Annotated in this window: 26 protein-coding genes and 1 riboswitch; of the genes, 13 read left to right on the top strand and 13 right to left on the bottom strand. The window is 68.3% G+C overall.

Annotated elements, in window-relative coordinates; translation table 11 throughout:
* Window positions 1–64: 64 nt before the first annotated feature.
* From ACFVH2_RS16830 to ACFVH2_RS16805, 6 genes are read right to left on the bottom strand one after another with little or no spacing between them, the layout of a single operon-like run.
* Window positions 65–1,024 carry an SDR family NAD(P)-dependent oxidoreductase gene (locus tag ACFVH2_RS16830; protein ID WP_378427762.1) on the bottom strand — a complete coding sequence of 320 codons (960 nt, stop codon included), beginning with the start codon at window positions 1,022–1,024 and terminating at the stop codon, window positions 65–67.
* A 19-nt stretch (window positions 1,025–1,043) separates the two neighbouring features.
* Window positions 1,044–1,784, bottom strand: coding sequence for an anti-sigma factor domain-containing protein (locus tag ACFVH2_RS16825; RefSeq protein WP_378427760.1), 741 nt, complete (start codon window positions 1,782–1,784; stop codon window positions 1,044–1,046).
* The gene (gene sigK, locus ACFVH2_RS16820) at window positions 1,777–2,418 is read right to left on the bottom strand and encodes an ECF RNA polymerase sigma factor SigK (protein ID WP_378427827.1); all 642 of its coding nucleotides are present in this window, start codon (window positions 2,416–2,418) and stop codon (window positions 1,777–1,779) included. The genes ACFVH2_RS16825 and sigK overlap by 8 nt, the downstream gene beginning before the upstream one ends.
* A 47-nt stretch (window positions 2,419–2,465) precedes the next feature.
* Window positions 2,466–3,740 (bottom strand): class I SAM-dependent methyltransferase, encoded by a 1,275-nt coding sequence (locus tag ACFVH2_RS16815; RefSeq protein ID WP_378427758.1) that lies wholly within the window; start codon window positions 3,738–3,740, stop codon window positions 2,466–2,468.
* Entirely contained in the window at window positions 3,737–4,486 is a 750-nt protein-coding gene (locus ACFVH2_RS16810) for a DUF1365 domain-containing protein (RefSeq protein WP_378427756.1), read from the bottom strand. Before ACFVH2_RS16810 ends, ACFVH2_RS16815 begins: the two co-directional genes overlap by 4 nt.
* A complete protein-coding gene (locus tag ACFVH2_RS16805) occupies window positions 4,483–5,823 on the bottom strand; it encodes an NAD(P)/FAD-dependent oxidoreductase (RefSeq protein ID WP_378427754.1) in 1,341 nt (446 codons plus the stop codon). Before ACFVH2_RS16805 ends, ACFVH2_RS16810 begins: the two co-directional genes overlap by 4 nt.
* A gap of 277 nt (window positions 5,824–6,100) precedes the next feature.
* Here ACFVH2_RS16805 and ACFVH2_RS16800 point away from each other — a divergent pair, with 277 nt between their 5' ends.
* The 3 genes from ACFVH2_RS16800 to ACFVH2_RS16790 all read left to right on the top strand — a co-directional run bounded on the left by ACFVH2_RS16800 (window position 6,101) and on the right by ACFVH2_RS16790 (window position 8,303).
* Window positions 6,101–6,661 carry a hypothetical protein gene (locus tag ACFVH2_RS16800; protein ID WP_378427753.1) on the top strand — a complete coding sequence of 187 codons (561 nt, stop codon included), beginning with the start codon at window positions 6,101–6,103 and terminating at the stop codon, window positions 6,659–6,661.
* 158 nt (window positions 6,662–6,819) lie between these two features.
* The gene (locus tag ACFVH2_RS16795; RefSeq protein ID WP_378427751.1) at window positions 6,820–7,515 is read left to right on the top strand and encodes a FadR/GntR family transcriptional regulator; all 696 of its coding nucleotides are present in this window, start codon (window positions 6,820–6,822) and stop codon (window positions 7,513–7,515) included.
* Window positions 7,512–8,303 (top strand): ABC transporter ATP-binding protein, encoded by a 792-nt coding sequence (locus tag ACFVH2_RS16790; RefSeq protein WP_378427750.1) that lies wholly within the window; start codon window positions 7,512–7,514, stop codon window positions 8,301–8,303. Before ACFVH2_RS16795 ends, ACFVH2_RS16790 begins: the two co-directional genes overlap by 4 nt.
* A 175-nt stretch (window positions 8,304–8,478) precedes the next feature.
* Here ACFVH2_RS16790 and mihF read toward each other — a convergent pair whose 3' ends face one another.
* Entirely contained in the window at window positions 8,479–8,790 is a 312-nt protein-coding gene (gene mihF / locus ACFVH2_RS16785; protein ID WP_378427748.1) for an integration host factor, actinobacterial type, read from the bottom strand.
* 408 nt (window positions 8,791–9,198) lie between these two features.
* Window positions 9,199–9,807, bottom strand: a complete 609-nt coding sequence (locus tag ACFVH2_RS16780; protein WP_378427746.1) for a hypothetical protein — start codon at window positions 9,805–9,807, stop codon at window positions 9,199–9,201.
* Between the two features lie 376 nt (window positions 9,808–10,183).
* Window positions 10,184–10,354: riboswitch (M-box (ykoK) riboswitch) on the top strand.
* 287 nt (window positions 10,355–10,641) lie between these two features.
* Here ACFVH2_RS16780 and ACFVH2_RS16775 point away from each other — a divergent pair.
* From ACFVH2_RS16775 to ACFVH2_RS16765, 3 genes are all read left to right on the top strand, one after another.
* Window positions 10,642–10,815, top strand: coding sequence for a hypothetical protein (locus ACFVH2_RS16775; protein WP_378427744.1), 174 nt, complete (start codon window positions 10,642–10,644; stop codon window positions 10,813–10,815).
* Between the two features lie 150 nt (window positions 10,816–10,965).
* Window positions 10,966–12,336, top strand: coding sequence for a magnesium transporter MgtE N-terminal domain-containing protein (locus tag ACFVH2_RS16770; protein ID WP_378427742.1), 1,371 nt, complete (start codon window positions 10,966–10,968; stop codon window positions 12,334–12,336).
* 74 nt (window positions 12,337–12,410) lie between these two features.
* The gene (locus ACFVH2_RS16765; protein ID WP_378427825.1) at window positions 12,411–14,060 is read left to right on the top strand and encodes an Nramp family divalent metal transporter; all 1,650 of its coding nucleotides are present in this window, start codon (window positions 12,411–12,413) and stop codon (window positions 14,058–14,060) included.
* A gap of 79 nt (window positions 14,061–14,139) precedes the next feature.
* Here the strand turns inward: ACFVH2_RS16765 and ACFVH2_RS16760 are convergent, their stop codons facing one another.
* A complete protein-coding gene (locus tag ACFVH2_RS16760) occupies window positions 14,140–14,706 on the bottom strand; it encodes a cadmium resistance transporter (RefSeq protein WP_378427823.1) in 567 nt (188 codons plus the stop codon).
* Window positions 14,707–15,069: 363 nt separating this feature from the next.
* On the bottom strand, window positions 15,070–16,524 hold the full coding sequence (locus ACFVH2_RS16755; RefSeq protein ID WP_378427740.1) for an FtsW/RodA/SpoVE family cell cycle protein: 1,455 nt from the start codon (window positions 16,522–16,524) through the stop codon (window positions 15,070–15,072).
* Between the two features lie 971 nt (window positions 16,525–17,495).
* Between ACFVH2_RS16755 and ACFVH2_RS16750 the strand changes: the two genes are divergently transcribed.
* The gene (locus tag ACFVH2_RS16750; protein ID WP_378427738.1) at window positions 17,496–17,924 is read left to right on the top strand and encodes a hypothetical protein; all 429 of its coding nucleotides are present in this window, start codon (window positions 17,496–17,498) and stop codon (window positions 17,922–17,924) included.
* Between the two features lie 139 nt (window positions 17,925–18,063).
* Window positions 18,064–19,116 (top strand): alpha/beta hydrolase, encoded by a 1,053-nt coding sequence (locus ACFVH2_RS16745; RefSeq protein WP_378427736.1) that lies wholly within the window; start codon window positions 18,064–18,066, stop codon window positions 19,114–19,116.
* Window positions 19,117–19,237: 121 nt separating this feature from the next.
* Here ACFVH2_RS16745 and ACFVH2_RS16740 read toward each other — a convergent pair whose 3' ends face one another.
* Window positions 19,238–19,855 (bottom strand): transglutaminase family protein, encoded by a 618-nt coding sequence (locus ACFVH2_RS16740; protein WP_378427734.1) that lies wholly within the window; start codon window positions 19,853–19,855, stop codon window positions 19,238–19,240.
* Window positions 19,856–19,874: 19 nt separating this feature from the next.
* On the bottom strand, window positions 19,875–22,196 hold the full coding sequence (locus tag ACFVH2_RS16735; RefSeq protein ID WP_378427732.1) for an ATP-binding protein: 2,322 nt from the start codon (window positions 22,194–22,196) through the stop codon (window positions 19,875–19,877).
* Between the two features lie 186 nt (window positions 22,197–22,382).
* Here ACFVH2_RS16735 and ACFVH2_RS16730 point away from each other — a divergent pair, with 186 nt between their 5' ends.
* From ACFVH2_RS16730 to ACFVH2_RS16710, 5 genes are all read left to right on the top strand, one after another.
* Window positions 22,383–23,072, top strand: a complete 690-nt coding sequence (locus ACFVH2_RS16730) for a hypothetical protein (RefSeq protein WP_378427730.1) — start codon at window positions 22,383–22,385, stop codon at window positions 23,070–23,072.
* A gap of 126 nt (window positions 23,073–23,198) precedes the next feature.
* Window positions 23,199–24,113, top strand: a complete 915-nt coding sequence (gene cynR / locus ACFVH2_RS16725; RefSeq protein WP_378428468.1) for a transcriptional regulator CynR — start codon at window positions 23,199–23,201, stop codon at window positions 24,111–24,113.
* Between the two features lie 202 nt (window positions 24,114–24,315).
* Window positions 24,316–24,894 (top strand): carbonic anhydrase, encoded by a 579-nt coding sequence (locus ACFVH2_RS16720; protein ID WP_378428467.1) that lies wholly within the window; start codon window positions 24,316–24,318, stop codon window positions 24,892–24,894.
* Window positions 24,895–24,937: 43 nt separating this feature from the next.
* Window positions 24,938–25,408, top strand: a complete 471-nt coding sequence (gene cynS / locus ACFVH2_RS16715; RefSeq protein ID WP_378428465.1) for a cyanase — start codon at window positions 24,938–24,940, stop codon at window positions 25,406–25,408.
* A gap of 45 nt (window positions 25,409–25,453) precedes the next feature.
* Window positions 25,454–25,954 carry a nucleoside deaminase gene (locus ACFVH2_RS16710; protein WP_378428463.1) on the top strand — a complete coding sequence of 167 codons (501 nt, stop codon included), beginning with the start codon at window positions 25,454–25,456 and terminating at the stop codon, window positions 25,952–25,954.
* A 21-nt stretch (window positions 25,955–25,975) separates the two neighbouring features.
* Here the strand turns inward: ACFVH2_RS16710 and ACFVH2_RS16705 are convergent, their stop codons facing one another.
* On the bottom strand, window positions 25,976–26,632 hold the full coding sequence (locus ACFVH2_RS16705) for a TetR/AcrR family transcriptional regulator (protein ID WP_378428461.1): 657 nt from the start codon (window positions 26,630–26,632) through the stop codon (window positions 25,976–25,978).
* Window positions 26,633–26,724 lie beyond the last annotated feature (92 nt).

Here is a 26,724-nt window from a genome sequence, read left to right as displayed (position 1 = left end):
GGCCGCACCCGTCCCGGACAGTGCCAGTGGATGGCACACCCGCACCCTCACCGTCGTGTGACGGTCATGAAGCCCCGACCGCGGCGGCGCAGTACCCCCAGACGTGCTCGAGGTCGGTGTCGGTGTACCGAGTGGTGGGCAGGTAGTGGGTGGGGCGGATGCGGCGGTCGTGCCAGAACCGCCCCGATGGTGGTGTGGGGGCGGTGGCGGCGAGCCACACGGCGGTGTCGGCGGCCTGCTCCGGGGTGCGGAGAACGGGGCGGGTCAGGCGGCGGAACCCGGGGAGGGACCGGGCGATGCCGGGGGTGTCGGCCCAGCCGGGATGCATCGCGGCGACCGTCACCCCGGAATCGGTCCACCGCCGGCCGAGGAGCGGGGTCAGGGCGACCTGGATGCGCTTGCTGCGGGCGTAGGCGGTGACGCCGCGGTAGGGGCCGGTCCGGTACTCGATGTCGTTCACAGGCAGCGGCTGGGTGTACATGCCGCCGGAGGACATCAGCACCACCCGTGGGTCCGGTGCAGCGGCGAGTGCGGGCAGCAGCAGTTCGGTGAGCAGGACCGGGCCGAGCACGTGTGTGGCGAGGGACAATTCGTGCCCCTCGGGCGTCTCGGTCCGCTGTGCGGGAAGCACCCCGGCATTGTGGATCACCACGTCCAGGCGGGGCCGGCGCCCGGTCACGTCGGCGGCGAACGCCCGCACGTCCGCCAGGTTGGACACGTCGCACCGCTCGACGTGGAGGTCCGCGCCGGGAACGACGGCGAGCACGTCACGGCGGGCCGCGTTACCTCGTTCGACGTCGCGAACCGTCATCAGGACCGTCGCACCGAGCGCCGCGACGCCGGTGGCGACGGCCTTGCCGATGCCCGAATTCGCGCCGGTGACGAGGACGGTCGCACCGACCAGTGCGCCGGGTGCCGGGTCCGTCACCGGCCAGGAACGTTGCCGCACCGCGAATCCGAGGCGGGAGTATCCCGGCGCGATCGTTCGGTCGAGCAGGTCGTCGAGGACACTGGTCACCGTCATGTTCGCTCGCGATCGACTTTCACGCCAGCGCGATGGTCACGACCGGGGTCCCGGTCGGTTGGGGCGAGCCGGTACCGGGTTCGACGGTGACGGCGACCGCGGTGGCCGAATCCAGGTCCGGAATCACTTCACCGCCGGGTGGCGGCATCGTCGTCGCGCTCATCGTCCCCCCGGACCGCGGCGCACCGGACTCGGGCACGAACCACATCTGGTAGACGTGACCGGTCGGTGGCGGCGGGACGTCCGCCATGGACACCACCACGGCGTTCGCCTGCTCGGACGCACTGACGGTGACGGTGCCGCCGGCCACGTCCGCGGAGACGGTGTGGGTGTCGGGGCTGCTCATGACCTGGGCGACCGTCGGCTCGGGCGGGGTGTGCTCGGTCAGCCGCCCGGTGACCACCACCGCCGCGACTGCGACCACGACGACCGCCGCGGCCGCCGCCAGGGCGCGCGTGAGCCGACGGCGGCGGCGGTGGGCCAATTCGTCGGTCGCGACAGCTTCGGCCTCGTCCTCGACCGCGGCCAGGATCCGACTGCGTAGCTCCGGTGGCGGCGCGAGGGCGTCACCGCCACCGACCAGGGCCATGATCTCGTGGGTGTCGGCGACGATGCGGGCGAACGCGTGGGCCGTGTGGGGCGCCGCGGCACCGAGGCGGCCGGCGATCTCGGCGCGGTCCGTTTCCGAGACGGCGCCGAGTGCGTACGGATATGCGAGGTCGAGCAGGTCCCGCTCGGCGCCGGTGGGGCTCTCAGACATCGACGTTCACCCCCAGACAGTTCTTCAGGCGGATCAGTCCGTCCCGGATACGGGACTTGACGGTCGGCAGGGCGACGTCGAGGTGCTCGGCGACCTCGCGGTACGTGCGGCCGCTGTAGTACGCCAGGCTGATCGCTTCGCGCTGGGTCGCGGTCAAGGTGTCGAGGCAGTCGACGACCTGCTGTTCGTCGAGGCGCTGCTCGACCTGCTCGGTGACGGTGTCGTGGTCGCGGCCGAGATGGGACGCGCCGTACACGTGATTGCGGTCGGTGGCGGACTGCTCGGCACGGACCCGGTCCACGCTGCGGCGGTGCGTGAGCGTCATCAACCATCCGATCGGACTCGCCAGGGCGGGGTCGTACTTGCGTGCGGCCGACGTCCACACCTGCAGGTACACCTCCTGGGTGATCTCCTCGGCCAGGGCCGGGTTCCGCACGATGCGGGCGGCGAGCCCGAACACCCGGTTACAGGTGTGGTCGTAGAACTCGGCGAACGCGACCCGGTCCCCGCCGGCGATGGCGCCGAGGCGGTCGGCGAGCTCCGAGGCGGCGCGTTCCGCCCGAGGCTTCGGCGCGGGAACGGGACACGACGCCGGGTCATCGGTGTCGCTGCCGGTCCGGCGCGAGCGGTCCATTCTGGGATCGTTGCACACGCCCGCGGCGACCGGGTAGGCGCCGCTGGTCACGGACGGGTCCCCCGTTCGAGGACGAACTGGTGGACGTCGAGATACGCGGAGGCGAACCCCGCCTCCGAGTAGGCGAGGTAGAGCCGCCACATCCGTCGGAACACCCGGTCGAAGCCGAGGGCGTCGGCGCCGCCGGTGTGGGCGGTGAACCGCTGCAGCCACAGCCTCAGCGTGTGTGCGTAGTGCGGGCCGAACGAGTGCCGGTCGACGATCCGCAGACCGGTGTGCTCGGCGGTGAGCTCGTCGAACAGCTCCGTCGACGGCAGGAACCCGCCCGGGAAGATGTACTTGTGCACCCACGTGTAGGTGTTGCGGGTCGCGAGCATCCGCGCGTGCGGCATGGTGATCGCCTGCACCGCGATCCGACCACCGTCGGCGAGGAGGCGGTCGAGGGTGCGCAGGTAGGTGGGCAGGTACCGGTGGCCGACGGCCTCGATCATCTCCGCCGACACGATCGCGTCGTAGCGACCGGTGACGTCCCGATAGTCCTGCAGGCCGACCGTGACCCGATCGGACACGCCCGCAGCGGCGATCCGTTCGCGGGCGAGCGCTTGCTGCTCCCGCGACAGCGTGACGGTGTACACGACGGCGCCGCGGTCGGCGGCACGGATCGCCAGTTCGCCCCAGCCGGTGCCGATCTCGAGCAGCCGGGTGCCGGCCGTGACGCCGGCGGAGTCGAGGAGCCGGTCGATCTTGCGGCGCTGCGCGGCGGCCAGATCCGGCCACGTCGGCGCCGGATCGAGGCGGTCGAACAGGGCCGACGAGTACGTCATCGTCTCGTCGAGGAACAGGCCGAAGAACTCGTTGGACAGGTCGTAGTGGTGAGCGACGTTGGCCCTGGCCCCCGCGCGGCTGCCGCGCTGACCTCGCGGCGGCCGCGGCAGGCACACCGCCCGCAGTCGCTGCAGCGACGCCGGGACGAGGGTGTCGATGCGGGAGGCGAGGACGGTCAACACCGTGGCGAGGTCGGGGGCGGACCAGTCCCCCGCCATGTACCCCTCCCCGAACCCGATCAGACCGCCGGCGGCGAGCCGGGCGAAGAAGTCGTCGGGCCGGTGCAGCAGCAGCCGCGGTCCCGCACCGGTCGCGGCGCCGAGCACGGTGCCGTCCGGATACTCCACACGGAGCGGCAGATCGGCCACCGCCCAGCGGAACAGCACGGCTGCGATCGGCGCACCGACCACCGCGCGCGGACCGCGCGGTGCGTGGGTGATCGCCGCCCACGGTGCTGCCACCGGGGTGGTGGGGGCGCGGCGCTGGTCGAGGGTCATCGAAGTGCCTCCTGGGCTCCGAGGCGACGGCCGCGCCTCGGTTCGGGTGGGGGAACGATCGGCAGGCCGCGTGCCCACAGGCGTAGGCCCTGCCAGCGGATGCGCAGGGCTACCAGGAGCGGTGCCACCGGCACCGCCAGCAGGGCCCGCAGCACGGTGAGGGTGACGGCGGGCCGCGCCGGGCCGGCCATGGTCGCGGCGAACACGGTGGCACCGTCCGGGTCCCGCAACGCGATCGCGACACCGAGCCGGCGGATGGGTTCGGGAACGTGCAGTCGGTACTCGCCTGCCACCTCGTTGAACGGGGAGACGTGGAACGCCTTGGGCACGGTCGCATTGCCGCCTCGGTCCGGGCGGAGCAGGTAGCGGTGCCGGCCGCCGTAGGTGTTGTGCACCTCGGCGACCACGCAGACCAGTTCGCCACTGCGGTCGTGGCACCAGTAGAGGGTCAGCGGATTGAACACGAACCCCAGCACCCGGGCGTTGGCGAGCATCAGGATTCGACCCTCGGACAGGTCGATCGCGTGCTCGGCGAGGTAGGCGTCGAGGTTCGCCCGCAGACTCCGGTCCGGGTCGCCGACGTGGTCACCCGCCCGGAACTGGGCGAACGGGCGCAGCGGCCGGGGCAGGTCCGGCAGTTCGTCGAGGTCGACGAGCCAGCTGTAACTGCGGTAGGTGAACTCGTGCCGGACCGGCCGCCGGCGCACGTGCCGGATCCTGGTCCGCACGATCCGCGGCGCGGTCACAGCCGCACCTCGGCCGATGGTCGAAGTGCGGGCGCCGGCCCGCTCCACCGGCCGCCGAGCCGTTCGGCGGCGGCGTACCCGGAGAGCGCACCGTCCTCGTGGAATCCCCACCCGTGGTAGGCACCGGCGAAGACCAACCGGTGATCGCCGAGTTCCGGCAGACGGTGCTGCGCGGCAAGGAAGGTCGAGGTGTACTGCGGGTGCTCGTAGACCATCGTGTCCACGACTGCCGCGGGATCGACGCGACCCCCGTCGCCGAGGGTGACCACGAACCGCCGGTCGACCGCCGCGTCGAGCCGCTGCAGGCGGTTGAGGTCGTAGCTGACCAGCACCCGATCCGGGTGCGCGTCGCATGCCGGCAACCGGTAGTTCCACGACGCCCGGGCGCCGGCCCGGGTCGGCAGCACCGAGGTGTCGGTGTGCAGCACCGTGTGGTTGACCGAATAGGTCAACGCACCGAGTATGTCGGTCTCCGCTCGGGTGGGCCGCTCGATCAGCGCCAGCGCCTGGGTCGGGTGGGTCGCGACGACAACCGCATCGAACTCCTCCACCCGGTCCGCGTCGTCGCGCACGGTCACGCCGGCCACGGTGCGGGTGACGGCACGGACGGGCACGCCTCCGCGCACCGTGTGCAGCCGATCCGTGACCGCCTGCACGTATCGGGCGGAGCCACCGGTGACGGTCCGCCAGGTAGGTGACCCGTACACCGTCAGCATGCCGTGGTGATCGAGGAACGCCAGCAGGTACCGCACCGGGTAGTCGAGGGCGACATCCGGCGGACACGACCACACCGCCGCCACCAACGGCACCACGAAGTGCGCGGCGAAGTACCGGGAGAATCGTGTGGTGGTGAGGAATTCGCCGAGGGTGCGTTCCTCGGCTGCGTCCCGGTCCAGTTCGGCGCGAGCCAGTCGGTGGAAGCGGGTCACCTCGGCGAGCATGCGCAGGTATCGGGGCCGGGCCAGCGAGCGGGGTGCGGCGAACAGCCCCCGCAGTCCCTTCGCACCGGCGTACTCGAGGCCGCAGCCGTCGCAGCGCACCGACATCGACATGTCGGATTCCTGTGTGGCGATGCCGAGTTCGTCGAACAGTCGCAGCAACGTCGGGTAGGTGCGGTCGTTGTGCACGATGAAGCCGGAATCGACCCCGACCGTGTCCCCGCCGCCGCGGTGGGCGGGCAACCGGTGGGTGTGCGCGTGCCCGCCGAAGCGGGACTGCGCCTCGAACAGCGTGACCTCTGCGTCGCGGGCGAGCACCCAGGCAGCGGTCAACCCCGACACGCCACTCCCGATCACCGCGATCCGCCGCACCGCGGGTTCTTCCACTGGATCAGTCACACCGGAGGTTCGGAGCCGCCCCCGATACGGATGGGTGTGAGCTCTGCGTTCCCGGACGGAATCCACCGTCTCGACTTCTGCACTGGGACAGGGACCCTCGCGGCGTCGGCAACCCCAGTGGTTACCCGCGAAAACACTCCGCCGCCGCGTGACATCCGCCCGCCCCAGCACAAATGTGGTGACCGGTCGGTAACGACATTCGCGGTCGTCAATAGCACCGAATCCAGCCGATCGGCGTTAACGTGAATCGTGCCCGGGGGTCGCGAGAAGGGACGACATGGTCGATCTGGACAAACGCCACCGTGACGAAGAATTCAAACGCCTGGTGGAGGCCCATGACTATCTGGGCCTGATGGCCTACGAGCAGTCACCTCGGGTGTCGAGTCGGAACAAGGCGACCGAAGACGATCCCCCGCGCCAGGAGACCTCGGATCCCAGCCCGGCGAGGTTTCCCGGGCCGATGGGTTTCCTCAGAGTCCCGTACGAGGCGATGCAATTCCCGCTCCAGCTCATCGAGGACTTCGGGATCTCGCACTTGAATCAGGATGCAACGCTCCGCCTGGCCTTCGAACGCCTCCTCGTCGACCTCGACGCCACAGCGGGTCGCCTGCTCGACGACAGCGCCGCCACCGCACGCGCATCCGCTCTGCGCCAGCGGAGCGCGGCGGCCCGAATCACCCTGGCGCTGGCACGGCGGCGCTCCCGGCAACAGCAGGACACCGAGGCAGCGGCCGACGCCGAACTCTGGAGAGGACATCGAGAACGGTTCCGGCGTCGACATCAGCAGTACGCTGCCGCCGCAACCACGGGTGACTCACCTCCGCCGCTCCGGCACTGACCGGCCCTGGGCTTGCTCCGCGAGGGCCGTCGACTACCCCCCGCCCGCCCATCTCCACAGCGCTAGACATCAGAGGTCTGATCTCCGTGTTAGAGTTTCGGCTGCAACTGAACAACTGACCCCTGCGGTCGAGCACCGAGCGGCAAGAGAAGGCATTCGTGAACGTCGTACTGAGAAGTGGACCTCTCGTTCCGCAACTGGAAAAGATTCTGCGCGAACGCATCTCGAGCGGCCACTGGAGTCCCGGCGAGCGCCTGCCGCGCGAGGCGGATCTGGCAGCCGAGCTCGGGGTGGGTCGCTCGTCGATTCGGGAGGCCGTCCGACTGTTGGCGCAGGACGGGCAGCTGACCGTGCGGCACGGCGTCGGCACCTTCGTCAACGAATCCGCGGCCGCACCGGCGGGTGCCTCCGATCTGCCGCGTCTCCTGCGCCGCGCACGCCTGATCGAGGTGTTCGAGGTCCGGCGGGCACTGGAGGTGGAGGCCGCGCGACTGGCCGCCACCCGCGCCCGTCCGGATGACGTGCACCGGGTGCGGTCGATGCTCGCCGCCCGACACTCGGCCCACGGCAACGACATCGGAGAGTTCGTCGCCGCCGACCTCGACTTTCACGCCGCCATCGTCGAGCTCTCCGGCAATGCCGTCCTGGCCTCGCTGTTCGCCACGGTCCGCCCGTTGCTGCAGGACGCGCTCGTCGAGCTCGAACGGGACGAACCCGCGCACCCGGACACCTCGGCCGCTCACGACGAACTCATGCTCGCGATCGAGGCGCGGGACCCCGGCGCCGCGACGGCCGCGGTGGCATCGAACATCGACTCCCTCATCAACGCCCTGCAGACGGAAGAAGACTCATGACCTCGCCGATCGTGTCCACCGATGCCGTCACCGTCATCCGCGACGGGCGGGTCCTGCTCTCGGACATCACGGCGACGGTCGAACCGGGCCAGCACTGGGTGCTCCTCGGGTCCAACGGTGCGGGCAAGAGCACGTTGCTCGGCATGTTCGGGGCTCAGACCCATCCGACGAGCGGTGCCGTGCGCGTCCTCGGTCACCGGCTCGGCCGCGTCGACATGCGCAGCCTGCGGGCCGCGATCGGGCACGTCAACCCGCGCCATCCCCTGCAGAGCCCGCTCACCGTCCGCGAAGTCGTCCTCACCGGCCTGACCAACACGACGGAACTGGTGCAGCGCTGGTCCCCGACGGCAGCGCAGCTCGACCGGGCCGACGCGCTGATCGCGACGTTCGGGGTGGCCGACCGAACCGGCGCTCGGTGGCCCACCCTCTCCCAGGGCGAACGGGGGCGGGTCCTGATCGCACGTGCGCTGATGCCCGAGCCTCGGCTGCTCCTGCTCGACGAGCCGTCGACCGGCCTCGACCTCGCCGCCCGCGAGCAGTTACTGACCGCCCTCGACCAGGTGAGACGCGGCAATTCGCAGTTGGCCAGCATCCTCGTGACGCACCACATCGAGGAGATCCCGGCGTCGACCACGCACGCGCTCCTGCTCCGGCGCGGGCGGGCACTCGCGCAGGGCCCCGTCGACGAGGTGCTCACCGGTGACCGGGTCAGCGATTGTTTCGAGCACGACATCGAGATCAGCAAGCATCGCGGCCGGTGGGCCGCACGCGCGTTGGCGCCGGCGTGAACCGCAAACCGTTCGATCGGACGTCACGTACCACGGGCGCCCGGCCTGGCCGTGAATGTGACTGTGCCCCGGCAATTCTCGGGAGAACGCCGGGGCACGGTGACGAACCTGCGGGCCTCGCGAGAAGCGAGACCGTGGACGGCGGGCGGAGGTGCCGCCGAGTGGGTGGATCAGGTCAGGCGACCTTGGCCAGCAGCTCGGCCCGCTGACGGGCACCCAGACCGGCCACCCGGCGAGTCTCGGTGATGCCGACCGATTCGGCAATCTCGCGGGCCTTGATCTTGCCGATCTTCGGGAGCGACTCCAGCAGGTACAGCACCTTCGTCTTACCGATGATCTCGTCTGCCTCCGCGTTGTCCAGGACGTCCTCGAATCGAACCTTCCCGGACTTGAGGTTCTCGCGCAGTTCGGCCCGTGTCTTGCGGGATGCGGTCGCCTTCTCCAATGCCGCGGCACGCTGTTCTGGGGTGAGGGTGGGCAATGCCATCGTCGGCCTCTTTTCTCTCGGGTCGCGCGGATCTCTCGATCCTGTGCTGCCCCAGCGTAGAACGGCCCACCGACAGCCTGCCCGCACATCCACTCGGCGTGTTGAGCGGGCCCGCATGCGCAATCGGGGTGCGGCACTTGGCCCCAGGCGCCAACGCCGTCGCGTAGTGGCCGGTTCGCCGCCGAGTGCGCCGACGTCACCGCGGTCGACACATGTGCACGACACTGACCAGTGAGCGCCGATATTCCAGCGCTGCAGGACCTTTCACGATCCCGACAGTTCCCGCCTTCGCCATCGGCTGCACGACTGAGACCTCCGTCGAACGAAGACCCTCGATCTGCTCGACCACTTCATGAGGTCGTCGCCACAATCTGAGACCGGGCCGAGCACGGCCAACGCACGCGAGGACTACCGTCCGGCTGAGACCAGCGTCGGCTCGTGCAGATCGAAGTACACGACCTCGCCCATCAGCGGGCCTTCCTCGTCGAACAGCGAGCGCAAGTCGTCGGGCACCGTCATGTGCTCATGAGCGCGGGCCTCGGACTCGTTGGTGAAGTACACGGCCTCGACGTATCCGCCGTCGCCGGCGGAGGCGAACGTGCCGCCGATGATTTCCGGGCGCACGTCGCGTAGCTTGTCACCGGCCTCGGTCATCAGCTCGCTCAGCCGACTCGCGTCGGCGGTACGTCCCTCCATGATCTGCACGAAACCTGCGTCGTCGGAGCCGCCGCCCCGCCACGCGATGGCGTCCGGGCAGTCCATGAAGGACACAGGACCGTCGAAGCACTGCTCCGTCTCGGCCCACCATGACCCCTGCTCGGGACGCGTGCTGTTGCGCCGGGCCGACTCTTCCGAGTCGAACCGCACGAGCGCAATGAAGGTCCCGTCCTCACGCATGCCGGATGTCGATCCGAGATAGCCGGTGGCTCCCGGTTGCACTTCCTCGGTCCAACGGTCCATACATCGGCGTAGCCGCGGCTCGTCCCCGACCTTCCCCTGGATCACTTGGATGAACATGACTTGCCTCCTCCCGCGGGGACATCGTCCCCGCGGCGACACACACGGTGGCCGACCCGTCTCGGTCCACCGCCGACCCGCGCCGACGGCCCGCGGCCGCAGCCACTGCGAAGCCGATCTTTCGCCGCCCCAGCGCGCGACACAAGGGCACGCGACTACAGGTCGGCCGACTCGGACAGCCGAGCCGAACGGGCCGAAGGCATCACGGGCCGGGATCGGTGCGTGGAACCACGCGGACGCCATGCCGCTGCTCCGAACTGTTCGCGATCGTGGACAACGCGCAGGTCCGGCAGATTTTCGGGCATTTCATGCGATACCGGTCAGAAAGCGACCACCCATTTGACGTAGCCGTATCCGCGGGTCCAGCATGGGTATGCAAGCACCTCGTTAGGTGAGGCGTCTGCATGGACACAGGCCACTGACCCCGAACGTCGAAAGACGCCCCGGGTCAGGACAGCTCCTCCCGGATTAAGGGTTGAGCCCAAGTGGCTTCCGGCTTCGTCGGATACGCCGTGCAGTGCCGAAGCTCTGACGAGAGGGGTGCTCACCCAGGCGCGAGGCGCCTGGATGCCCTCCCGTGTGCTGTGACGACCAGACGCCCGCGCGCGTCCCGGCTGCGAGGAGGTGAGGAACGACGTGAGTACCGGTGATAGTCCCCATCTCGATCGACGTCCATTTCAGTTCCTGATCGGTCGCGGCCTCGTTTCTTTCGCTGTTCCGTAACGTCCGTTGTCGGCGGCGCCCTCGCCTGCCACTGCGATGCCAGGGGTGTCCCACGGCGAGCCACGGACTGTGCGGGGGAAGCCTGTCGCGCCCTCGACGAGGGAGAACACCATGACGTTTTCACTGCACCGTGGGCCCTTTCGGCTGCCTGCGCCTCGATTCCTGACCCGCCACCGACTGACGCAGGAGGAGCGGGCCAACCTGCGGGAGTACTACCGCGCACACCCGGCGCCGACCCCGGCGATCTTCACCGCCTCACTCGGCGCCCACACCCGCAACTACTGACCGCACGGCGGCGCGCCGGCAACAGCCGGCCCGCCGCCTCGGGTCCGCCGCGTGTTCACCTCGCGCCCGACCATCGGCCACCTCGACGTGCGAGACGGTCAGGTGCCCGCCGGTCCCCCACCTGCCAGCCCGAAACGAAAGTGAATTCCCATGAGTACCAACGATCGCCGCCGCGGCCCGAACGGTGCCTACGCACCCGACGCCTCGCGCCAGGTCATCCACCTCTCCCGGCTGCTGGGGTGCCCGATCATCGCGCGCAACGGTGACGAGATCGGCCGAATCGAGGACGTGATCGTCCGGCTCGGCGGGCCCGAGAGCTATCCGGTCGTCACCGGCCTGGTCGCCGGGGTGGGTAGCCGCCGGGTGTTCGTCTCGACCGGGCAGATAGCGTCACTCAGCCAGCAACGGGTCGACCTGTCGCACAACAAGGTCGACCTGCGCGGGTTCGAACGCCGCGAGGGCGAGGTGCTGCTGCGTACCGACGTGCTCGATCACCGGCTGATCGACGTACCCGCCGCCGAACTGGTCCACGCCTACGACGTCGAACTCGAGGACACCGGATCCGGGTGGATTCTCGCCCGCCTCGACACCCGCCGGCCGGCGCGGCTGTTCGGGCTGCTCAAGTCCCGTGACGGGCACGCGAGCCGGGATTGGAAGGCCTTCGAGCCGCTCATCGGGCACAACCAATCCATCGGCGTGCGGCGGGTCGGCGGGCGGGTGAGCACCCTCAAGCCGGCGCAGATCGCCGACCTGCTCGAGGACGCCGACAAGCGTGAGGGCGGCGAGATCCTCGACCGCGTGCACACCGATCCCGAACTCGAGGCCGACGTGTTCGAGGAACTCGACCCCGACAAGGCCAACAAGCTGCTCGGCGACATGACCGACGCCGAGGTCGCCGCGGTGCTGGGCCGGATGCGTGCCGACGACGCCGCCGACGCGGTCGCCGAACTGCGCCAGTCCCGCCGCCGGCACGTGCTCGAACTCATGCCGCCAGGTCAGCGCACCAAGGTCATCACCCTGATGGGTTTCAACCCGTCGAGTGCGGGCGGGTTGATGAGCGTCGACGTGATCTCCTGCCCGGCCGGCGCGACATCGGAGCAGGCACTGGCGCTCATCGAGGGGGCCCGGTCGATGCAGCCCGAGGCGCTGCTCAAGATGCACGTTCTCTCCGAGTCGCGCGAGCTGATCGGGGTCGTCTCGATCGTGGCGCTGCTCCAGGCCGATCCGCAACGCCCGGTCGACGAGCTGATGGACACCGATCCGGTGCGCGTGGCACCGGACGCGGATCTGACCGACATCGCGCTGCTGATGGCCGACTTCAACCTCGCGACCATCCCTGTCGTCGACGACGCCGATCACGTCCTCGGGGTCGTCACCGTCGACGACGTGCTCGAGGCCGTCATTCCGGAGGACTGGCGACGGCGAGAACCCGCACCACGGCCGGTACGCGAACCCGAGTACTCGGCCGCAGCCGAGGTGCCCGCTATCCCGACGATCCCGCAGGATGGTGAGCGGCCGTGACCATCAACGACCCCACCACCGCCGGCGTCGGCGCACCCGCAGCGGCGCCTGTTGCGCCTGCCGCCGCACCGGTCATCCCTGCGCCGACGTCCTCCCCCGCGGCTGCCCGCCAGTCCGCGGTCCTCGACTCCGCCCACCTCGGTGACATCGAGGGCGCGCTCGGCCGGATCAGCGTCACCGATACCGACAGCGCCCGCACCCTCAAGACCCGCCTGCTGACCATGCTCGCCATCGTCGGCCCGGGCCTGATCGTCATGATCGGCGACAACGACGCCGGCGGAGTCGCCACCTACGCCCAGGCCGGACAGAACTACGGCTACTCCCTGCTGTGGGTCCTGCTGCTGCTGATCCCCGTGCTGATCGTCAACCAGGAGATGGTCGTCCGGCTCGGCGCCGTCACCGGCGTCGGCCACGCCCGGTTGATCAACGAGCGATTCGGCCGAGGCTGGGGCTGGTTCTCGGTGGGCGATCTGTTCGTGCTGAACTTCCTCACCATCGTCACCGAGTTCATCGGAATCTCCCTGGCCGCCAGCTACTTCGGAATCTCCAGGTGGATCGTGGTGCCGACCGCAGCGGTCGCCCTGGTCGCGATCATGGCGACCGGCAGCTTCCGGCGATGGGAACGAGCGATGTTCGTATTCATCGCCATCACATTGCTGCAGGTCCCGATGCTGCTGATGTCCCAGCCCGACTGGGGTCGAGCGGCCCACGACTTCGTGGTCCCCGGGATCACGGGCGGCATCAGCTCGGACGCCGTGCTGCTGATCATCGCGATCGTCGGAACCACCGTCGCGCCGTGGCAGCTGTTCTTCCAACAGTCCAACATCGTGGACAAGCGCATCACCCCCCGCTTCATCAGCTACGAACGGGCCGACACCGTCCTCGGCGCCGTGATCGTCGTCCTCGGCGCCGCCGCACTGATGATGACCGCCGACTACGCCGCCCGCACCACCGACAGCACCGGCAACTTCGTCGACGCCGGCGACATCGCCCACCTACTCGGACTCAGCAGCAGCACCCTGGGCACCATCTTCGCGATCGTCCTGCTCGACGCGTCGATCGTCGGTGCCGCCGCGGTCACCCTGTCGACGAGCTATGCCTTCGGCGACGTCTTCGGCCTCAAACACTCCCTGCACCGCGGCTTCAAGGACGCGAAGCAGTTCTACCTCTCCTACAGCGCGATGATTGTCGTCGCCGCCGCGATCGTGCTGATCCCCGGCGCACCGCTCGGGCTCATCACCACCGCGGTACAGGCACTCGCTGGACTGCTGCTGCCGAGTGCGAGCGTGTTCCTACTGCTGCTGTGCAACGACCGGGAAGTGCTGGGGCCCTGGGTAAACAAGAGGTGGCTCAACATCGTTGCCGGACTGATCGTCGGTGTCCTGCTCCTACTTTCCGGAATCCTGATGGCCACCACCATCTTCCCCGACCTCGACGTCGTGGCGACCGGGGAGTATCTGACTGTCGCGATCGTCACCCTGGTCGCCGTGGCCGTCGGCACACTGAGGTGGATCGAGCGCAGACGTCCCCTCGGCGAGGTGACGCCACCCCTACCGACGATGAGCGATACCGACAAGATGGTGTGGCGGATGCCGCCACTGACGCTGCTACAGCCCGTGAAGTGGTCTGCCGGAACGAAACTGGGCATGCTCGCACTGCGCGCCTATCTCGTCGCCGGCGCGGTCCTGCTGGTGGTCAAGGCCATCCAGATCGGCGGCGGATAGGAGGTCTCCGATGACCCACAAGGGAGGACGGGAAGGCGGGCCGCCGACTGTTGGTGAACGGAGGGGGTGCTCCGACGGGTCAGAGACCGAATGCGCCACCCCGGACGAGAATGTTCGCACCGATCGCAATGAGCACGAGTGGGAGCACGATGTGATCCCAGCGCGCGAGTATCGCGGCGATCGTCGGGTGGGTGGCGAGGCCGCGGCCGATCGCACACCAGACGGCAACCAACCCGAGGAACACAAGCGCATATGCGATGGTGTCGGCCGGACCGACGGCGGCGAACACCGGCACGTACACGCCGATGTTGTCGCCTCCGTTGGAGAAGGTGACGGCCGCGACGGCGAGCATCGTCGGGAGCGACGTGTTGGCCGCACCGTCGACACCATTCACCGAACCCCGGCTTCTCCACGCCCGTGCTCCGAGGTGCAGCCCGATGATCAGGGGCAGCAGCCCGAAGTACGGCACGACCATGTCGGGCAGCAGCCCCACACCGAGTCCGCCTGCGGTCGCGGCGGTGAGGATTGCGACGAATCCGAGGTACTGACCGGCCACCACCTGCGCCTCGGCTCGGCGGTGGCCGATCGCGCGGCCGAAGAAGAGTGTCAGCACCACGAGGTCGTCGATGTTGGTGACCGCGAACATTCCGACGGCGCGACCGACGAATGCGAGATCCACGCCTACTGCCGACACGTGCGCTCGTGGAGTTGCCGAGCCCGCGTCGCCCGGGTGCACCGCTCCTCCGAACTCGGGGTACCCGCGGTGGCCCGCACCGGCGGGGTCAGTCGACGCACGGTGTCCCGTGATCGGCCTTCACGACCGATCCCTGCGGCCCCGCGGATGAATCGTGCCGGTGCCGTGGCGCTGCTCTGCGGGACTCGAGTGGCGGCTGGCGACGGACACTCCGACCACGCTACCGACCCGCCAGCGCACGGCGGGAAGGCCACCCGGCGCGCCGAGCCCGCCACGCCGTCGACCGTCCGGTGCTGCGAGCTGATTCGCCGCACGTCACCGACGCCGGGGGTGTCCGCGGCGTCGGTGCGGGATCGCCTGGGTGGGGGCGGCGGCGATCGCATCGACCGGCGGGGTCTGGCGCGGTGCCGTCGGGGGGCGGCGTGCGTCGTCGGAGATCCGTATCAGCAAGGCGACCAACACGAAGTTCGCCAGCAGGGACGAACCGCCGTACGACAGGAACGGTGAGGTCAATCCGGTCAACGGGATCAGCGCGGTGACGCCGCCGACGACCACGAACACCTGCCAGCCAATGGTGAATGCGAGACCGGCGGCGAGCAGTTTGCCGAACGAGTCCCGTGCCATGACGGCGGTCCGGAAGCCGCGCATGACGATCACGAGATAGATCGACAGCACCGCGGCCAGCCCGAAGAGGCCGAGCTCCTCCCCCACGGTGGAGATGATGAAGTCGGTATTGGCGAACGGGACCATCTGGGGGCTGCCCTGGCCGAGTCCGGTGCCGAACAGTCCACCCGTCCCGAGGCTGAACAGGGCCTGTGACACCTGATAGCCCGTGTTGGCATAGTCCGCGAACGGATCGAGCCAGATGTCGAACCGCACTCGAACGTGCGCGAACAGGTGATAAGCGATCCAGCAGCCGACCGCGAAGAATGCCACGCCGATCAGTACCCAGCTGATCCGCTGCGTGGCGATGTAGAGCATCGCCAGCACCGTGCCGAAGATGAGCAGCGAGAACCCCAGGTTCTTCTCGAAGACGAGCACGAGGATCGAGACGAGCCAGACCAGCAGCAATGGCCCCAGGTCACGAGCCCGGGGCAGATCGAGGCCCAGTACACGCCGGCCCGCGACGGCGAACAGGTCCCTCTCGGCAATCAGTAGGGACGCGAAGGACACCAGCAGGATCACCTTCGCGAACTCGCCCGGCTGGATGGAGAAACCGAACAGCAGGATCCAGTTCTTTCCACCGTTGACCTCGCTGAATCGGGCCGGAAGAACCGCCGGAACGAGCACCAGAATCAGCCCCAACAGGGCGAACGTGTAGGTGTAGCGGGACAGAACGCGGTGGTCGCGGACCAGCGCCAGGACAGCGACGAACAGCATCAGTCCCGCGGCGGTCCACATCACCTGGCTCCCCGCCTCACCAGACGGGACCGTGACCCCGCGCCGACCTGCCGACGCCGCAACGGCCAGGTCGAGCCTGTGAATCAGCACCAGACCCAGGCCGTTGAGCAGTGCGACACAGGGCAGGATAAACGGATCCGCGTACGGCGCCAACAGCCTCGTCCCCAGGTAGGCCAGCGCGTAGAGCCCGAAGAACGCCGCACCGTACCCGAGGAGGTCGCTCGACAGGGGCAGTCTCTGACTGGCCTCGACCAGTGTCAACGCGACGGTCGTCACCACGGCCGCCATTGCCAACAGCGACACTTCGACGTACCTCGGATCCCGGGTCGTCGTCGGCGCCCTCGTGCGCCGGCGGGCACCGAGTCGCATCACCTCACCTCCTCCGAATCCGGTTGAAGCATTGTGCCCGAATCACGGTCGGGGATCCTCGACGACCGGCGACCACGCGCACCTTCGGTATGGAACGGGGTCGTCGTCACCCGAGTCGGCGCTTTCCCCGCCGCGGCACCGCTGCCATCGGCGTCGAGGAATGCGCAGACCAACCGCTGCAGCTTCCGGGTGCGCAAAGCCCCTGGTGGAATCTGCAGGTCCGCGCAGCCGAGATGATCGGTCACTGTCACTTCTCCTCGTTCATCGCCTCGTCGATCGTCAGGAGCTGCCTGAGTACATTCTGCGAGGCGCCACGGAAGGCACAGGTAAGTGGGGTGCGTCTATATCCACGCCTTGACCCGCTCTTTTGAAGGCACGCGGCGGCTTGGAGTGCGGGCCCCTTTTGTCGACCGCCGTCCGGCACTGGACTCTGCCGCATGGCTGCCGGCCCGTCGGTGTCCGGACACGTATCGGTGTGGCCACTCGACCTTCGGGGAGAGCGCCATGTCCAAGTCTGCGGTGTTCATGATCCCGCTGCTCGCCTGTACGCAGTCGCGGCCAGATGTGTGTACGGCGGTGGTGGTGCCGACGGTTGGCGGGGTCCTGATGGTCAGCTGGGCGACGACGACGTCGAACGAGGACCCGTGGTCGTCGATCCCGCTCAGCACGATGGCTTCTGGCAGTACTCCGAACTACAACGTCCTCGAACATGCTGACAAATCGGAACCGTGGCTCTCGTCGAGGTCCCCGCGACCTGGGCCGTCACTGACGATCGCGCGTGACAGGAGATCGGGGTCCAACCGCGTCGAGGCAGGTCGTGCCCGTGCAGGCCACTTGTTCGTCGTGCGGTGGGGGCGGATGATTGGTACAGCGCGAGTAGCCCAGATCGACGGGTCCGAGGAACTTGTTGCCGCGTGCGACCGCCCGCCCCGCGGCGAGGAACACGAACTGTCGGCAAAGGAGGCTGGACCATGAAGAAAGCGCGTCTGTGCACTGCCGTTGCTGCTGCGGCGATTCCCCTGATCTTCCTCTCCGCGGGAACCGCTTTCGCCAACGCGAGGGCAACGGCGCAGTACGCCGGCGGACAGAACATGGCCAGGGTCCTCATACAAAATGCCGAGCCCGACGAGACGTGTTCGTTCAACGTTGACGGTTTCAGCGAGGCGCAAGGACGTGTCAATGGTTACGGCACCCTCGCGTTGTATTCGGGTTACCTTTCTGCCGGCCAGCACACGGTCCAAGCCCAGTGCGACGACGAGGGCTTCGGCGCATACACGGTCACGGTCACGGGCACAGGGAGCGGAAACGGAGGCCCCACGAATCTGAGCGGCGGACAGTTCCCCCTCCTCGACGACCCGATCGGCGGCGCGATCAAGGTCTGGCAGGCACTGGTGTACTAGCTCACGCGCGATCACTGAATCGCAAGGCGCACTTCGGCGAACGTGACCGCCGCCAACAGCGACGACCGAGGGCGACAGGGTGGATTCACCTTCACCGTGTAGCGACATCGTGGGTGGAACTGCCAGCGAAGGGGAGATCATGGCTCGACAGCAGTCACGGGCGGTGCGCTTCGGCGTGAGGTCGGTTGCCGTCGCCGTGGCGGTGGTTGCCCTCCACTTGGACGTCCCTGGTGCGGCTCGTGCTGACTCGATTGTCGATTCCGGAAGGCTGCTCGCAGCACCGCAATCGCCGGACGGTTCCTCCGTCGAACGGCTCGACGTCGCCGACGCTCGGCACCTGACTGTCTACGTGCATTCGACAGCGATGAACCGCAGTGTTCCGGTGCAGGTCCAGCAACCGCCGGATGCGAGCGCGCCACGACCGTCGCTCTACCTGCTCAACGGCGCCGGCGGCGGTGTCGACGGGGCGCAGTGGCGAACCAAGACCGATGCCCTCGAATTTCTTGCCGACAAGAACGTCAACGTGGTCTCACCCGTCGGAGGAGCGTGGAGCTACTACACCGATTGGAGGCAAGCCGATCCGGTCCTGGGCCTGAACAAGTGGACGACCTTCCTCACGAAGGAACTCCCCCCGATCGTCAACTCGACTCTCGGCACCAACGGCGTGAATGTCATCGCCGGGCTTTCGTCGTCGGGCACCGCAGCGCTGGCATTGGCCGAGTCCGCCCCCGGCCTGTATCAGGGCGTTGCCTCCTACAGCGGCTGCGCTCAGACAAGCGATCCCATTGGTCAGAGGTTCGTCAAGTTGACGGTCGAGGCCTGGGGCGGAGGAAACACGCTCAACATGTACGGCCCGCCGGACGACCCGATGTGGGCGGCGAACGACCCATACATACATGCCGACAGGTTGCGCGGCCTCGACCTCTACATTTCCAGCGGCAACGGAGCGCCCGGAGCCAACGACGTCCTCAACGGACCGCGAACGCAGCCCGGTGTCGATGGACTGACAAACCAGATCGCGGTGGGGGGAGCAATCGAAGCCGCGACGAACTACTGCACACACAATCTGGAGCATAAGTTGAACCAGCTCGGGATCCCAGCGCACTTCAACTTCCGGAGTTCCGGCACACACTCCTGGGGCTATTGGCAGGACGATCTCGAGGACTCGTGGCAGGTGATCGCGCCGCGGTAGCCGCGGCGATGCGGCACAACCTGTTCGAGTGTCCGGGCAGCCGAAATTGTCGAGAGGTGTTCACCTGAAAGGTGGCTCAGGCACTCCGCCAGTTCTCGGAGTTCTCGAACGGGCGGGCGTTTCAGCGCAACAAATCGGGTGGCGGCTGGTCGGGCAAGATTCCCAGACCGCCTGTGGCCAACATCCTGATGTCGTCGACGGACCGCAGCGCACGGACGAGCGGTTGCGGCGGTGACACGTGCAAGGTCGGGAAGTCGCGTTCGCCCAGTTCCGGCCGCACCGGCCACGCCAGCCGCTCGACCGCCAGGTCGAATCGTGCATCGACACCGTCCTTGTTGCCGCGAGCGTCGAGGCGATGCCAGGTGCCGTCGAGATGAACCGCGACCAGTCCGTGCAGCATGTAGTACTCGTCATCGACGAGCCACTGGTAGCACAGCGCGGTCGGAACTCCCCCGATCCGCAGCAAGGCCGCGAGAAGATGAGACTTGGCATAGCACAGTCCGACTCGACTCTCGAGAACCTCGCGGGCCGTCACGGTGACCCGTGGATCGTCGGCATCCCACGAATGCGCGACCTCGTCGCGAACGAATTCGAAGGCCCGTCGGGCATAGTCCGACCGGTCGACCGCCTCACCGAGCAGGCGGTCGGCGGCCGCGCGCACCTCCGGGTCGTCGATCTGGACGACGTCGTCCCCGGCCAGGTAGTCGTCGATCGGGGCGAGGGCCCGCAAGGTCAGCATCGCCAGTCCCTGTGACTTCTCACGAGGCGGTCGTCGTCTCCTGGCCCGCACCCGCGACGACCCAGGCTGCGATCTGCGCGCGGGTCGTGAAGCCGAGTTTGGTGAGGACGTTCTCCACGTGCCCCTCCGCGGTGCGCTGCGAGATCACCAACTGCTGGGCGATTGCCTTGTTGGTCAGTCCCTGCGCGACGAGTTCGGCGATCTCTCGCTGCCGCCGGGTGAGCCGCACGCTCGGCCCGCTCGCGCGCGGCTCTGCAGACGTCTGATCTCCGAGTGCGTAGGCGATCGCCGCGTCGCCGCCGAGGTCGCGCCCGCGTGCGAAGGCGGCCTCGAACGCTTTCTGGCCGAGCGCATCTGTCGACTCGCGAACAATTCGATCGTGATGGCCGAACAGGTCGCGGACCACGATCGTGGGGCTGCCGGCCGCCTCACCCACCCATGCCGATGCACCCATCAGCACCGCAGCTCGCTCGGGCCGGTCCGCAGCGAGCCAGCCCAGGATCTCGAGACACATCGCGAGGCCGAGCGGGTCGTCGACGAGGCGGGTGAGCCGCATCGCCTCTTCGATCAGACGTGCCGCGCGCTTGGTGTCGCCCCGCTCCCAGACCGCCAGACCAAGCATGCTCAGCGAGTAGGACCGGTACATGGACTCACCGTGCGATGCGGTCAGTGCGATCACCTCCTCGTGGCAGGCGATCGCGCGTGCGGAGTCCCCCGACAGCCCGCATGCCATGGCGAGTCCGACGAGGGTCCCGACGCGCGGCAGCAGGCCGCCCTCGGTGCGAAGGGTCAGCAGCGATTCCTCGAAACACTCTGTCGCGCGGGCGAAGTCACCGGCGAAGGTCGCGAGGTAGCCATTCGCGGAAACCGCGAACGCAGACACCGCGGGATCGTCTTCGGACTCCGCCAGAGGGAGTGCGACATCGGTCCACACCTGGGCCGCCTGTACATCCCCCTGCATCAACGCCAGCATGCTGCCGAGGCACAGCACCGTCACCCGAGACGCGGCAGGAGCGCCGTCGGCACGGGCCAGCGCCCGCTCGATCCAGTACCGACCCTCGCTGTACAACCCGCGGGAAACCCAATAGGGATAGATCCCGGCGATCATGTGCAGCGCGGCGTCCGGTTCAGCCGCGGCAGTGACGCTGAACTCCAGCGCCCCGCGCAGGTCGGCGCGGGTGCGGTCGAATCGAGCGATCCAGTCGAGCTGCCGCTTCCCGATCCACTCGGCGTCAGCCTGCAGTGTCAGCCGCACGCACCAGTCGTGGTGACGTTGCCGCAGGAGCGCCGACTCGCCGGCCTCGGTCAACTTCTCCAGCCCGTACTCGCGAATCGTCTCGAGCATCCGGTACCGGGCGACCTCTCCGGCCTCCTCCCGGATCAGGATCGACTTGTCGAGCAGCGAGGCAAGCACGTCGACCAGCTCGCCGTCGGTGAAGCCGCTGACCTCCGCTGCGGCATCGAGCTCGAAGCCGCCGGCGAACACCGCCAGCCGGCGCCACAGCGTTCGCTCCCGCTCACCCAGCAGGTCGTGACTCCAGTCGATGCACAGCCGCAGCGTCTGCTGCCGTGACGGGGCGACGCGGTTACCGGCGGTCAGCAGCCGGTAACGGTCGGTGAGCCGCACCAGGATCTGCTTCAACGACAGGGCGCGCAGCCGGGCCGCGGCCAGCTCGATCGCCAACGGCAGACCTTCGAGCCGCTGGCAGATCTCCGCGACCGTGTCCTGGTTGTCCACGGTCAGACTGAACCCGGGAACCGCGGAGCGGGCACGTGCTTCGAACATGACGACGCCCTCGTACCGGCTCAGGCCACGCAGCGACGCCGCTGTATCCGGATCCGGAACGGTCAGTGGCGGAACCCGCAGCACCGCCTCCCCGTCGGCGCCCAGCGCCTCCCTGCTGGTCGCGAGGATCTGCACCTCGGGGCACGCGCTCAGTACGGCCTTCGTGAACTCGGCGACCTCCGCCACCAGGTGTTCGCAGTTGTCGAGGACGATCAGCGCGCGCCGGCCGACCAGGAAGTCGACGAGCAGCGGGAGCGGGGAGCGGGCCAACCGTTCCCGGAGCCCGAGTGCAGCGGCGACCGTGTCCGCCAGCAGGTGCGGCTCGGCGAGTGCACCGAGCTCGACGAGCCAGACCCCGTCCTCGAAGTCTTCCTGAAGGTTCGCCGCGACCCGCAGCGCGAGCCGGGTCTTCCCGACACCACCCATCCCGGTCAGGGTCACCAGGCGCGATTCGGACAACAGCCGACGGACCTCCGCCAGCTCACGACGGCGGCCGACAAAGTTGGTGAGCTCATGCGGGAGATTACCCACCCGCTCGCGCACCGCCGACGACATCGATGACGTCCCTTCGTGACCGCGGCGCCGCAAGGCTGCGCACCTGAGGGAGCAAGGGTATCGCGAGCAATCGAAATGTGTTCGGCCGGGACTGATCCCATACGAGGTCGATCGAAGGCGCAGGCGGCGTAACATTCGCCCGGTTGCCGAAGGGCGGCAACGGTCTCGACGGGTGAGGAAACACGAATGGTCGAACGTCCTGAGCAGCTCGGTGGCCGGTGGGCCGGGAGCTCGGCACCCAAGCTTCTCGCAGCCTGTGTGCTGGTCACCGGGATCGCGATGGGAGGTGCGGGAGTTGCCGGGGCCGAACCCGATTCAGGTTCCTCGTCCTCCTCCTCCTCCTCCTCCGCTGTGGACCTGGAATGGGAGGCCTCGTGGGCGGCCTACCAGCTGGAGTCGAGCCAGGCCGGCTGGGCGCTGAAGACCGTGGAGGTCACCCTGCCGATCACGATCGACGCGCCCGTCGATCGCGTGTTCCCGGCGTACTCGAACCTCTACAACAGCCTCGGGCGGCACCCGTTCCTGAAGGGCGTGCTCGACCGCCGCAAGTACACCGAGGCAGGCGCCGACGTCTGGGAGTTCATCGCCCTCGAGGACATCCCGGCGGGCTCGGCGTCGATTCCCGGACGCACCGTGGGGCAGCAGCGGATACACACCGCGGATCGGTGGTACAGCACCGACACCTGGGACGCGCCCGGCGTGATCACCAACCAGAAGGTCACCTTCGCCGAGAACGGCGGCGCGACCACGATCACCGAGCACCTTACGTTCAGGGCCCCCGCGGTACTGATCGACTACACCGTGCAGAACGGCGTGTCCTCGCACATCGAGAACCAGCAGGCCATGAAGCGCGACATCGAGAACGGCACGCTCTAGGGTCCGATTGCGAGGATCTCGGCGTCGACGGCGAGGGGTGAGCCCCCGCCGTCGACGCCGGGCTCACACGATTGGGGCGAAGCCGCACATGTCGTCGATTCAATTGATCGCACCTATAGTGCGTTCATGGAGCTGCGCCACATCCGCTACCTGCTCGCGGTCGCCGACCACGGGAACTTCACCCGGGCAGCGGAGGCGCTGCACATCTCGCAACCGACACTGTCGCAGCAGATCAAACAGCTGGAACGATCCCTACGGGTGCAACTGCTCGACCGGTCCGGCCGCACGATTCGCCTCACCGCGGCGGGCGAGGCGTACGCGCACCACTGCCGCCTCGCGCTCCACGAACTCGACGCGGGAACGCGTGCGGTCAACGACGTGCAGGATCTGTCCCGCGGCCACCTGAGAGTGGCGATGACACCGACCATCTCCGCCTACCTCATCGGCCCGCTCGTCGGCCGCTTCCACGACCGCTACCCGGGCATCACCCTGACGATCGTCGAGACCACCCAGGATCGTATCGAGACGGATCTGCTCGCCGACCACATCGATCTCGGCATCGCGTTCGCCGGCACTCGCGTGGCCGGCATCGATCATCGACCCCTGTTCAGTGAGCACCTCTGCCTCGTGGTGGGGTCGTCGCATCCGCTCGCCACCCGCACGACGCCACTCCCCCTCCGCGACCTCGCCGGAGCACACCTCGCGCTGCTGAGTCGAGACTTCGTCACGCGCGTACACATCGACGAGCATCTCGCCGCCAACGGCGTCGAACCGCAGGTCGCCATCGAGGCGAATTCGATTGGCGCCCTAGTCGAGTTCGTCCGCCCCCGCGCTCTCGCCACCATCCTTCCCGAGGCCATCACCCATGCGCATCCAGGCCTTCATCCGGTGACGCTCGCTCCGGCGTTGCCGACCCGGACCGTCGAACTCCTGCGCCGCCGCACGGCTTACCACTCCGCGGCCGCGCAGGCGTTCAGTGCGATCGCCGAGGAAATTCGCGACGGAGTCGAACGACCCCGGTCGACTACCACCGCCGAGTGAAACAGCCGCGCTGCAAGAGATTCGGCACCGCCACTTCGAGGTGGGCCACCCGCGCCCGGCCCGTGTCGGACAGCGGGGAGCAGTATAGGTGTCATCTATAGCGACAATGCCCAGTAAGTATTGGACGCTATAGCCACAACCCGTGCATCCTGGATTTCGTCAGGGCCAATCCGGCCGACCCACTGACATACAGGAGTGATCCATGCACGACCTCGCAGCCGGCGTCGCACAGTTTCGGCGGGACGTCTTCCCCGACAAGTCGGACCTGTTCGACCATCTCGCGACAACGCACACACCCGAGACCCTGTTCATCAGTTGCTCGGATGCTCGCGTCGTGCCGGAACTGATCACGAGCAGCGATCCGGGCGAGCTCTTCGTCATCCGCACCGCGGGCAATCTCGTTCCCGCGTACACACCCGGAGCGGACGGGGTCGCGGCCAGCATCGAGTTCGCGGTCGCCGAGCTCGCCGTCTCGCGCATCGTGGTGTGCGGACACTCGGGCTGCGGTGCGATGACGGCCCTCGCACAACGTCGTGACCTCAGCGCGGTCCCCGCGGTCGCCGAATGGCTGCGGCACGCGGACGTCTCGGTGGCGCGTGCCGGGGTCGAATCGGACGCAGACCCGGTAGCCGCCCTCGTTCGGTCGAATGTCGTTGCACAACTGGCCAATCTGGCCACACACCCGTCCGTTGCCCGCGCCACCGCGACCGGTGCGATCGGCCTCGAGGGCTGGGTCTACGACATCGGGACCGGTGACGTCACCGTGCTCGACACTCCCTGAATCGCCACCTCGCTCACCGACCCCTCGGAAGGAATCACCCATCATGGTTCACGCTCAGTTCGATCCCACCGCCCGCGAGATGCTTGCCGCAACCGCCGTGGAAGCCAAGATCGCCAAGGACCTCAGTTGGCAGCAGATCGCCGACACCGCCGGACTGTCGGTGGCGTTCGTCACCGCAGCCGTGCTCGGGCAGCACCCCCTGCCGGCGGGCGCGGCCACCGCCGTCGCCGACCTCCTCGGCCTCGACGACAGGGCGGCAACGCTGCTGCAGACCATTCCGACCCGCGGCTCGATCCCGGGCGGGGTACCCACCGATCCGACGATCTACCGCTTCTACGAGATGCTGCAGGTCTACGGCACCACCCTGAAGGCACTGGTCCACGAGCAGTTCGGGGACGGCATCATCAGCGCGATCAACTTCAAGCTCGACGTCAAGAAGGTCGCCGACCCCGAAGGCGGAGAACGCGCCGTCATCACGCTGGACGGAAAGTACCTGCCCACCAAGCCCTTCTGACCACGGCGCGTCAGCCTCCCCATCACTTTCCAACGAGGACTCACCATGGACTTCGCACAGCACACCATCGACCTCGCCCGCCGTAACGTCGCCGAAGGCGGGCGCCCCTTCGCGACCGTGATCGTCAAGGACGGCCGGATCCTGGCCGAGAGCCCCAACAAGGTCGCCCAGACCAACGACCCCACCGCCCACGCGGAGATACTCGCGATCCGTGACGCGTGCACCGCACTCGGCACCGAGCACCTGACGGGCGCGACGATCTACATCCTGGCACTCCCCTGTCCGATGTGCCTCGGCGCGCTCTACTACTGCTCACCCGACGAAGTTGTCTTCCTCACCACCCGCGACAGCTACGAGCCCCACTACGTCGACGATCGAAAGTACTTCGAGCTGAACAACTTCTACGACGAGTTCGCCAAGCCATGGGACCGACGGCGACTGCCGATGCGCTACGCACCTCAGGACGCGGCGGTCGACGTCTACCGCCTGTGGCAGGAGAAGAACGGCGGTGAGCGCCGCGTGTCCGGCGCACCGACCGCCGGCTGATTCGGCACCGGGTCCGTATCGCTACGCATTCGGACGGGCCCGGATCACATCCAACGTCTCACGCAGGTACAGCTCGAACACCCCCGCCATGTCGACCGCCTCGGCGTCGACCAGCCACTGCTGCTGGAGACCGTCCATGAGGGCGACCAACCGGAACGCGTGCGCCTCGGGGTCGATGTCGGACCGGAACTCGCCGGAGGCGATGCCGGCGCGGATGGCGTCCGCGACGAACCCACGGATGCGTCGGTAGCGGTTTCGGGCCCAGGAGTGAGCGGGATGACCGGCGGTGACGGCCTCGGCGCTGAGGACCGTGAAGAGCTGGACGAGCCCGGGAACTCGCTGATTGCGCTCGACCAAGTCGGCCAGCGCCTCCATGGCGGCGATCCCGGTCAGCACCGTGCCGTCGGCGCCGGTGAAACGCTCGACGTCCATCTCGTCGCGCAGGTCCAGCGTGGCGGCCAGTAGCTCCTCCTTCGTGCGGAAGTGGTGCAGCAGGCCCGGCTGGGAGAGTTCGGCACGCTCGGCGATGCGGGCGATCGACGCACCGCGGTAGCCGTTCTCGGCGAACTCCTCCATCGCGATGTGCAGGATCCGGGTCCGCCGGGCCCGGCCGACGGCGTAGCTGCCGCCCCGCCGCGGCCGGACGGTCACGCTGCTGGCGTTGTCTCCGCTGGTCACACCCCCACTGTAGGAGGTGGGGGTACCGTCGGGAGCGCAAAACCTACTTATCACTCGGTATTTGCGGCTAACCTCGACCTGGCGGCCGCGAA

It is taken from the genome of Rhodococcus sp. NPDC127527, from assembly GCF_042672245.1.
Taxonomy (GTDB): Bacteria; Actinomycetota; Actinomycetes; order Mycobacteriales; family Mycobacteriaceae; genus Rhodococcus_G.
Note: the sequence above shows the minus strand (reverse complement) of the source record. Positions and strands in the feature narration are given on the sequence as shown.

Bases quoted from the DNA above. Each gene is read 5' to 3' on its own strand.
- ACFVH2_RS16735 (WP_378427732.1), bottom strand. From the start codon at position 22,196: ATGTCGTCGGCGGTGCGCGAGCGGGTGGGTAATCTCCCGCATGAGCTC.
- ACFVH2_RS16800 (WP_378427753.1), top strand. From the start codon at position 6,101: ATGGTCGATCTGGACAAACGCCACCGTGACGAAGAATTCAAACGCCTG.
- sigK (WP_378427827.1), bottom strand. From the start codon at position 2,418: ATGGACCGCTCGCGCCGGACCGGCAGCGACACCGATGACCCGGCGTCG.
- mihF (WP_378427748.1), bottom strand. From the start codon at position 8,790: ATGGCATTGCCCACCCTCACCCCAGAACAGCGTGCCGCGGCATTGGAG.
- ACFVH2_RS16710 (WP_378428463.1), top strand. From the start codon at position 25,454: ATGGACTTCGCACAGCACACCATCGACCTCGCCCGCCGTAACGTCGCC.
- ACFVH2_RS16790 (WP_378427750.1), top strand. From the start codon at position 7,512: ATGACCTCGCCGATCGTGTCCACCGATGCCGTCACCGTCATCCGCGAC.
- ACFVH2_RS16730 (WP_378427730.1), top strand. From the start codon at position 22,383: ATGGTCGAACGTCCTGAGCAGCTCGGTGGCCGGTGGGCCGGGAGCTCG.
- ACFVH2_RS16755 (WP_378427740.1), bottom strand. From the start codon at position 16,524: ATGCGACTCGGTGCCCGCCGGCGCACGAGGGCGCCGACGACGACCCGG.
- cynS (WP_378428465.1), top strand. From the start codon at position 24,938: ATGGTTCACGCTCAGTTCGATCCCACCGCCCGCGAGATGCTTGCCGCA.
- ACFVH2_RS16830 (WP_378427762.1), bottom strand. From the start codon at position 1,024: ATGACGGTGACCAGTGTCCTCGACGACCTGCTCGACCGAACGATCGCG.
- ACFVH2_RS16760 (WP_378427823.1), bottom strand. From the start codon at position 14,706: ATGTTCGCGGTCACCAACATCGACGACCTCGTGGTGCTGACACTCTTC.
- ACFVH2_RS16775 (WP_378427744.1), top strand. From the start codon at position 10,642: ATGACGTTTTCACTGCACCGTGGGCCCTTTCGGCTGCCTGCGCCTCGA.
- ACFVH2_RS16815 (WP_378427758.1), bottom strand. From the start codon at position 3,740: ATGACCCTCGACCAGCGCCGCGCCCCCACCACCCCGGTGGCAGCACCG.
- ACFVH2_RS16745 (WP_378427736.1), top strand. From the start codon at position 18,064: ATGGCTCGACAGCAGTCACGGGCGGTGCGCTTCGGCGTGAGGTCGGTT.
- ACFVH2_RS16825 (WP_378427760.1), bottom strand. From the start codon at position 1,784: ATGTCTGAGAGCCCCACCGGCGCCGAGCGGGACCTGCTCGACCTCGCA.
- cynR (WP_378428468.1), top strand. From the start codon at position 23,199: ATGGAGCTGCGCCACATCCGCTACCTGCTCGCGGTCGCCGACCACGGG.
- ACFVH2_RS16720 (WP_378428467.1), top strand. From the start codon at position 24,316: ATGCACGACCTCGCAGCCGGCGTCGCACAGTTTCGGCGGGACGTCTTC.
- ACFVH2_RS16770 (WP_378427742.1), top strand. From the start codon at position 10,966: ATGAGTACCAACGATCGCCGCCGCGGCCCGAACGGTGCCTACGCACCC.
- ACFVH2_RS16750 (WP_378427738.1), top strand. From the start codon at position 17,496: ATGAAGAAAGCGCGTCTGTGCACTGCCGTTGCTGCTGCGGCGATTCCC.
- ACFVH2_RS16740 (WP_378427734.1), bottom strand. From the start codon at position 19,855: ATGCTGACCTTGCGGGCCCTCGCCCCGATCGACGACTACCTGGCCGGG.
- ACFVH2_RS16780 (WP_378427746.1), bottom strand. From the start codon at position 9,807: ATGTTCATCCAAGTGATCCAGGGGAAGGTCGGGGACGAGCCGCGGCTA.